The organism is Streptomyces sp. NPDC002690, from assembly GCF_053592415.1.
This window is the reverse complement of record NZ_JBSFVR010000350.1, coordinates 1-7,848: the sequence shown is the minus strand read 5'-3', so window position 1 is coordinate 7,848 and position 7,848 is coordinate 1. Positions and strand designations below refer to the sequence as shown.

General features: G+C 73.8%; 5 protein-coding genes and 1 pseudogene. 3 read left to right on the top strand and 3 right to left on the bottom strand.

The annotated features are described in order from the left end of the window. Window positions 1-142: 142 nt before the first annotated feature. Entirely contained in the window at window positions 143-2,848 is a 2,706-nt protein-coding gene (gene glgP, locus ACWD3D_RS30020) for an alpha-glucan family phosphorylase (RefSeq protein WP_451463906.1), read from the bottom strand. A 688-nt stretch (window positions 2,849-3,536) separates the two neighbouring features. Here glgP and ACWD3D_RS30015 point away from each other — a divergent pair. Then, a pseudogene (locus tag ACWD3D_RS30015) lies at window positions 3,537-4,013 on the top strand (maltotransferase domain-containing protein); the annotation flags it as partial. A 108-nt stretch (window positions 4,014-4,121) separates the two neighbouring features. Then, window positions 4,122-4,994: an ATP-grasp domain-containing protein gene (locus ACWD3D_RS30010; RefSeq protein WP_451463905.1), complete on the top strand. Its 873-nt coding sequence runs from the start codon at window positions 4,122-4,124 to the stop codon at window positions 4,992-4,994. Window positions 4,995-5,043: 49 nt separating this feature from the next. On the opposite strand, the gene ACWD3D_RS30005 is transcribed toward ACWD3D_RS30010, so the two are convergent. Continuing rightward, entirely contained in the window at window positions 5,044-5,556 is a 513-nt protein-coding gene (locus ACWD3D_RS30005; RefSeq protein ID WP_451463904.1) for a rhodanese-like domain-containing protein, read from the bottom strand. 93 nt (window positions 5,557-5,649) lie between these two features. Between ACWD3D_RS30005 and ACWD3D_RS30000 the strand changes: the two genes are divergently transcribed. Next, on the top strand, window positions 5,650-6,096 hold the full coding sequence (locus tag ACWD3D_RS30000; RefSeq protein ID WP_451463903.1) for an Lrp/AsnC family transcriptional regulator: 447 nt from the start codon (window positions 5,650-5,652) through the stop codon (window positions 6,094-6,096). A 110-nt stretch (window positions 6,097-6,206) separates the two neighbouring features. Here ACWD3D_RS30000 and ACWD3D_RS29995 read toward each other — a convergent pair. Beyond that, the coding region (locus tag ACWD3D_RS29995) for an SbcC/MukB-like Walker B domain-containing protein (RefSeq protein ID WP_451463902.1) at window positions 6,207-7,848 on the bottom strand (1,642 nt) is incomplete at its 5' end.

The window sequence follows — 7,848 nt, the reverse complement described above, 5'->3', positions numbered from 1 at the left end:
GCCTTGCGGTCCCGTCCGCTGGTCAACGCCCCTTCCAGAGCGGCGACCTGTCTCTCGTCGGCCCGAACGTCTCGGGGCCGGCGGCCGGGGCCTTCCGCGTCCTGCCGCCGGGGGGCGCGGGGCGTCCCCGCGCCCCCGCCCGTCAGCGCAGCACCGGGCCGCCCTCCTCCTCACCGACGCTCGCGTCCGGCAGTGCCACCAGGCCGAGTTCGGCCCCGGAGGCCAGCAGCGGGTGCGAGGGCAGGACCCGCACGGTGTAGCCGTACGGGCCGGTGCGGTCCAGGGACAGCGGTCCCTCGTACACCCGGTGGTCCTCCAGGTCACCGGCGCCGGTCACCTTCAGCGGGGTGATCTGGGCGTCGACGAGCGCGTCGCCGGAGTCCACCCGCCCGGCCACGACCTGCACCTCCAGGTCCTCCGGGGCGAGGCCGCCGAGCACGATCCTGACCCGTAGCGCGAGGGTCGCGCCCAGCTCCGCCGAGCCGCTCACGGCGGTGTCGGTGACCGTTTCGACGTGGTCGACGGCCACCTGCGGCCAGGCCGCCCGCACCTTCGACTTCCACGCGGCGAGGTCGCGTGCCGCCGGGACGTCGAGCGCGCGCCGTGACACCGCGGCAGGGGCGTAGAGCCGCTCCACGTACTCCCGGACCATGCGTCCGGCGAGGAGCTTGGGGCCGAGGGCGGCCAGGGTACGGCGGACCATCTCGATCCACCGCTCGGGCAGCCCGTCATCCCCCCGGTCGTAGAAGCGCGGCGCGACCCGGTCCTCGATCAGCGCGTAGAGGGCGTCGGCCTCCAGTTCGTCGCGCCGGTCGTCGTCCACCGCGGAACCGTCGGCGGTGGGGATGGCCCAGCCGAAGTCCGGCTCGAACCACTCGTCCCACCAGCCGTCGCGCACCGAGAGGTTGAGGCTGCCGTTGAGGGCGGCCTTCATCCCGCTCGTACCGCAGGCCTCCAGCGGGCGCAGCGGGTTGTTGAGCCAGACGTCGCAGCCGGGGTAGAGCTTCTGCGCCATGGCCATGCCGTAGTCGGGCAGGAACACGATCCGGTGGCGGACCTTGGCGTCGTCGGCGAACCGGACCAGCTCCTGGATCAGCCGCTTCCCGCCGTCGTCGGCGGGGTGCGCCTTGCCGGCGACGACGATCTGGATGGGCCGGGTGGGGTGGAGCAGCAGCCGGGTGAGCCGGTCCTTGTCGCGGAGCATCAGGGTGAGCCGCTTGTACGAGGGGACCCGGCGGGCGAAGCCGATGGTGAGGACGTCCGGGTCGAGGACTCCGTCGATCCAGCCGAGTTCGGCGGTGCCGGCGCCGCGCCTGCGCCAGGAGGCGTAGAGCCGCCTTCGGACCTCGGTGACGAGCTGCTCGCGAAGGACCCGGCGCAGGTCCCAGATCTCGCGGTCGCCGATGGCCGCCACCGCGTCCCAGCGGCGGGGCGTGGCGGTGCGGTCGGCGCCGTTCCCGGTGGCCACCTCGCCCCCGGCGAGCGCGTCCCGGGCGCGCTCCTCGCCGACCTGGCGGGCGCCCAGGCCGAGCACTTCGGGGGCGACCCAGGTCGGGGCGTGCACGCCGTTGGTGACGGAGGTGATGGGCACCTCCGCCGGGTCGAATCCCGGCCAGAGCCCGGAGAACATCTCCCGGCTGACGGCTCCGTGCAGGGTGGAAACGCCGTTGGCGCGCTGGGCGAGCCTCAGGCCCATGACCGCCATGTTGAAGATGCCGGGGGTGCCGCCCTCGTACGTCTCCTCGCCGAGGGCGAGTACACGGTCGACGGGGACACCGGGGAGTTCGCCGTCGTCGCCGAAGTGGCGGGCGACGAGTTGGCGGTCGAATCGGTCTATGCCGGCGGGGACGGGGGTGTGCGTGGTGAAGACGGCGCCGGCCCGGACGATTTCGAGTGCGGAGTCGAAGTCGAGTCCCTCGCGGCCGAGTTGGCCGGACACCTGCTCGGCTTGGTTGAGTTCCCGGATGCGTTCGAGGCCGAGGAATCCGGCGTGTCCCTCGTTGGTGTGGAACACCTCGGGCGCGGGTGCGCCGGTGAGGCGGCACCAGGCGCGTACGGCACGCACCCCGCCGATGCCGAGCAGCATCTCCTGCAGGAGGCGGTGGTCGCTGCCGCCGCCGTAGAGCCGGTCGGTGACGTCGCGTTCGCCGGGGGCGTTCTCCTCCACGTCGGAGTCGAGCATGAGGAGGGGAACCCGGCCGACCTGGGCCTTCCAGACGCAGGCGTGCAAGGAGCGTCCGCCGGGCAGGGCGAGCACCACCCGGGCGGGGGTGCCGTCGTGTTCGCGCAGCAGGGTGACCGGGAGTTCGTTGGGGTCGAGCACCGGATAGGTCTCCTGCTGCCAGCCGTCGCGGGAGAGCGACTGGCGGAAGTAGCCGTGCCGGTAGAGCAGGCCGACGCCGATGAGCGGGACGCCGAGGTCGCTGGCGGCCTTGAGGTGGTCGCCGGCCAGGATGCCGAGTCCGCCGGAGTACTGCGGCAGGGCCGCGGTCACTCCGAACTCGGGCGAGAAATAGGCGACAGAGCTGGGGAGTTGGCCGCCTTGGGCGAGCTGGTTCTGATACCACCGGGGGCCGGTGAGGTAGCCGTCGAGCTCCTCGGCGGCCTCGCCGAGGCGGCCGAGGAACTCCTCGTCGCGGGCGAGTTCGGCCAGCCGGGAGGCGGAGACGGAGCCGAGGAGCCGCACCGGGTCGGCATCCTCCGGTCGCCACCCCTCGGGGTCGACGGACCGGAAGAGCTCCTGGGTCTCGGTGTGCCACGACCAGCGCAGATTGCGCGCGAGGTCGTGCAGGGGTCGCAGGGAGTCGGGGAGGACGGGACGTACGGTGAACCGACGAATGGCCTTCACGCGTTCCACCTTTACAGGGGAGTTGCGAATCCGAGGGGACGCCGCACCACGGTGTGCGCCGCTCAACCACTGACGACGGTAACGGCCCGGAGCTCCGTCCTGCCACGGCGCACGGGGTCGTCGCGCGGTCCGGCGCACGCGTCCGAGGGTCCCCGGCGCCGCCCCAGGGGTCCCGTCGGTCCCGGCAATCCCGCCCGCTGCGCATGGATATGGCTGATTTCACCCCCTCGGGCGACCTTGTGGGCCCGGGCCGGCCGGGAGAGGCTTCCGGGGTGGCGAACCCACCGGGAGGTGCGAGTCGCCGGAGCGCGGGTACCCGGTGACTCGTGTGACGCCGCACGCCCGACGCCGGGCGCCGGACGCGCGCGGCGTCCGGTTTACGACCCAGTAGTTAACACGGCGCCGGGTTGACCGCGCGAAAGCGGTGGGAAGGCTACCCGCGTACACAGCCGACCCGGCGGCACACGTCCTCGCGCACACCCCCGCAGCGTGCGCGTCATCCCCGCGCACGCCAGCCATTCGAGTGCCATTCGAGTGAACGCGGACAGGAGCGGCCATGCCCACAGCCCGTCAGCAGACAGCTGAGCAGCTACAAAGGACTGATCCCCACCCTCGCGGCACGCGGATGCGGCCCTCGCCGCGCGTGCCGTCGTCCCCGCACGCCCCGCTCCAGCTTTCAGGTGATGTCATGATCGGTCGTATCCCCGTCCTGGACGTCCTTCCGCTCGTCGACTGCGGCAGACGCCCGGCGAAGGCTGTGGTGGGCGAGACCTTCCAGGTCTCCGCCACCGTCTTCCGCGAAGGCCATGACGCGGTGGCGGCCAACGTCGTACTGCGCGACCCGAGCGGACGGCGCGGCCCGTTCGTGCCCCTGCGGGAACTCGCTCCCGGTACGGACCGCTGGGGCGCCGACGTCACCCCGGACACCGAGGGACGCTGGACGTACAAGGTCGAGGCGTGGAGCGACCCGCTGACCACCTGGCGGCGGCTCGCCCAGATCAAGATCCCGGCCGGGATCGACACCGATCTGGTGCTCGCCGAGGGCGCGGCGCTGCACGAGCGTGCCGCCTCGGGCGTCCCGAAGAAGGACGGCCGGGAGGCGGTTCTGGCCGCGGTCGACGCGCTGCGCGACGCCACCCGTACGCCCGCCGACCGGTTGGCGTCCGGCCGGGCCGGTTCCGGCACCCTCGCGCCGTGACCCCCTTGCCGAAGGGGCCCGTTCCGATACGGTCGTACCGCTTGCGACCTCGTGCCACGACCGGAGGCTCCGCCCATGCCCGGCTTCCTCCTCTGCGCCGACCCGTTGCGCCCGAACCGTGCGGACCCCGAGTTCGCCGAAGAGGCCGCGGCCGTACGGGAGCTGGGAGCGCCCGCCGCGCTCCTCGACCATGACGCGCTGCTCGCGGGCGACGCGGCGGGAGCTGTCGCCCGGGTCCCGCGCGGCTCGGGACCGTACTGGTACCGGGGCTGGATGATTCCCGTACGGCGGTACGCCGAGCTGGAGGGGGCGCTCGCGGAGCGGGGCGCCTCACTGTTCACGGACGCGGCGGCGTACCGGACCGCCCATGAGCTTCCGGGGTGGTACGCCACGTTCCGGGGACTGACCCCGTGCAGCGTCTGGCATCCGATCTCCTGTACGGCTCCGACTGCCGTGCCCGGGGACGCGGCGTTCTGGTCGGCCCTCGCGCGACCGCTCGGCGGGGGCCCCGGGATCGTGAAGGATTTCGTGAAGTCCCGGAAGCACGAATGGCACGAGGCGTGCTTTGTACCCGAGTTGAGTGACTCCGCGGGGCTCTCGGCGGTCGTCGGACGGATGGCCGATCTCCAGGGCGACCACCTCGCGGGCGGAGTGGTGGTGCGCGTGTACGAACGGTTCGCCCCGGGCGGGGAGGCGCGGGTGTGGTGGGTCGACGGGAGCCCCGTCCTGGTGACCGCCCACCCGGACACCCCGGACGACCGTCCCCTCCCGGATCTGGGCCCGGTCGGCGAGGCCGTGCGCCGGCTCGGCTGCCGGCTGGTGACCACCGACCTGGCGTTGCGCGAGGACGGGGTGTGGCGGGTGGTCGAGGTGGGCGACGGACAGGTGAGCGGACTCCCCTCCGGGGCCGACCCGAGGCCCCTGTTGCGGGCGCTGCCCGGTGCATGAGGGGGCCGCGCGTTCCGCGACGCCCATGGCGCCGGCCGTACGCGTTCGGTCAGCAGCCGCAGTCCCCGCCGTCCACCGGGACGGTGAGCGGGTCGGGGTCGCGCCGCTCCGTCCCTCGCGAGGTCTCGAAGTCGAAGCCCTCGCGCACCCAGTACTCGAATCCGCCGCGCATCTCCTTGACCTGGTAGCCGAGTTCGGCGAGGGCGAGAGCGGCCCTCGTGGCTCCGTCGCAGCCGGGGCCCCAGCAGTAGGTGACGACGGGGACGGCGGGGTCGAGCAGGCGGGCGGCCTGCTCCGGGATCAGCGCGGTGGGCAGGTGCACGGCGCCGGGGACGTGTCCCTGGTCCCAGGCGGCCGTGGAGCGGCAGTCCAGGACCGTCATGCCGGGCCCGGCGACGAGGTCCAGGGCCGCGGCGACGTCGGAGACGTCGGCGTGGAAGGCGAGGGAGGCGGCGAAGTACGCAGCGGCGGCGGCAGGGGGTGCGGGCGGCACTCGCAGGACGGGGTGGTCGGGGAAGGCGGGCGCGGGGGGCCGTACGGCACCGGGTGAGGTCGTGTTCATGGGTCTCAATCTAGGCGGGGCACAGACGCACCAGAAGGCACGAACGACGCCGCTCGACTTGATCAGCCGGGGATTCCCCTGTTGTTTGGCCTCATGACCGACTATTCACCGGACGCCACCGACTGGCGCATCCTCGACGTACTGCAGCGTGACGGCCGGGCCAGCTTCGCCGAACTCGCCCGGGCCGTGGCCATGTCGCCCAGCGCGGTGACCGAGCGGGTACGCCGGCTGGAGGAGCTCGGGGTGATCAGCGGGTACAGCGCGGTGATCGACCCTGAGCGCCTGGGGCTGCCGGTCCTCGCCTTCGTGCGGCTGCGCTACCCGACCGGCAACTACAAGCCGTTCCACGACCTCCTCGCCACCACCCCGGAGATCGTCGAGGCCCACCACACCACCGGGGACGACTGCTTCGTGCTGAAGGTGACCGCTCGTTCCATGCGTCACCTGGAGGAGGTGACGGGGCGCATCAGCGGCCTCGGGTCGGTGACCACCAGCGTGGTGTACTCCTCCCCGCTCCCCCGGCGCCCGATCGAACGCTGAGGCGCTTCCCCCACGGAGGCCGGCCCGGCGGTGCGAGCGCGCGGACGTCCGCCGGTCCGGCATCCCGCTGCCGACGCCCGTTCCCGCACCGGCACCGGCACCGGCACGGGTCAGTGGAGCCGGTGCCGGACCGTCGATCCCTGGCGCCCCTTCACCACTTCGAGCTGTACGGGCACCCGGCGCAGCAGGTCGGCCACGTGGCTGACGATGCCGACGCTGCGATCGCGCTCGCGCAGGGAGTCCAGGACGTCCAGCACCTCGTCCAGCGTCTGCTCGTCCAGGCTGCCGAACCCCTCGTCGATGAAGAGGGTGTCCAGCCGGGCCCCGCCCGCCTCGTCGGTCACCACGTCGGCGAGGCCCAGCGCGAGGGCGAGGGAGGCGAAGAAGGTCTCGCCGCCGGAGAGGGTCGCGGTGTCGCGTTCCCGGCCCGTCCAGGCGTCGACGACGTGCAGCCCCAGCCCGGCCCGGCGTCCTCCCGTACGGGCGTCCGAGTGGACCAGGGTGTAGCGGCCGGCGGACATCCGCTGGAGCCGGACGGTGGCGGCGGCGGCCACCTGCTCCAGCCGGGCGGCGAGCACGTAGGACTCCAGCCGCATCTTGCGCTCGTTGTCGGCCGAGGTCCCGGCAGTGAGCGCGGCGAGGCGGGCGACGCGTTCGTACTCCGCGCGGAGCGGGCCCAGCGTGCGCACCTCCCGGGCGGCCTCCCTGGACAGGCGGTCCAGCTCCGTGCGGCGTTCCTGGGCGGCCGAGAGCGCCGACGAAGCGTTGCGCAGCAGGGTCTCGGCACGGTCGTACGTCTCGCGCGCGCGGTCCGGCGACGCGGCGGGGCGGGCGGCGGCCTCGCGGGCGTCCTCCTCCGCCAGCCGGTCGGCGACGGCGGCCGCCTCGGCCTGCCAGACGTCGATCCTGCTCTGCAACTGCCGCTGGGAGGACCGGTCGAGCAGCGTCGCGACAGCCGCCTGCGGGGTGTCGAACCCGGCGCGGAAGGCGGCGTCGGAGAGGCGTCCGTCGGCTTCCTTGCGCCGTTCGGCCGCGCCCTGCTCGGCCCGTACGGCCTCGGCGGCCTCGGCCAGCAGGGCGGCACGCCGGGCGAGCCGGTCGGCGTGGGCCGCGATGGAGCCCGACACCTCGCGCACACCGGCGAGTTCGGCCTCGCACACCGCCTGCTGCTGGTCGAGGTCCTCCCGCCGGGAAACCCTCACGGCGGCACGACGTTCGGCGTGGCGGCGCTGCTCCAGCCGGTCCTGGTGTTCCCGCTCGGCGGCGGTGAGGGTCTCGCGCGCCCGGTGCGTTCCAGCGGCGAGCCGGTGGGCTTCGCCGTGCTCGCGGGTCAGTCGGCCGACCTGGTCGGTCAGTTCGGCGACGGTGGGGTCGACGGACCCGGCCCTCGCCGTCGTGTCAGAGGCGGCCGAGGCATCCGCGAACGCCTCGGCCCGCGCTGCGGTGTGGCGTTCCGTCAGGAGTGCGAGTGCCTGGTCGGCCCGGACGCGGGCCTGTTCGGCGGCCCGGTGGGCGGCCAGGGCCGCTTCCTCGGTGGCGCGGTCCACGTGCCCGTCGCCCGCCCGCGCGGGGTCCGGGTGTTCGGCGGAGCCGCAGACCGCGCACGGCTCTCCGGTGGAGAGTCCGGCCGCCAACTCGGCCGCGATGTCGCGCAGCCGGCGCTCGCGCAGGCCGAGCCACCGCTCGTGGGCGGCGAGCGCGCCCTCCCGGACGGCGGACAACTCCTCCCGGGCTCCCTCGATTTCGCGGGCG

Coding starts and splice junctions, on each gene's coding strand:
- ACWD3D_RS30000 (WP_451463903.1), top strand. CDS start 5,650: ATGACCGACTATTCACCGGACGCCACCGACTGGCGCATCCTCGACGTA.
- ACWD3D_RS30010 (WP_451463905.1), top strand. CDS start 4,122: ATGCCCGGCTTCCTCCTCTGCGCCGACCCGTTGCGCCCGAACCGTGCG.
- ACWD3D_RS30005 (WP_451463904.1), bottom strand. CDS start 5,556: ATGAACACGACCTCACCCGGTGCCGTACGGCCCCCCGCGCCCGCCTTC.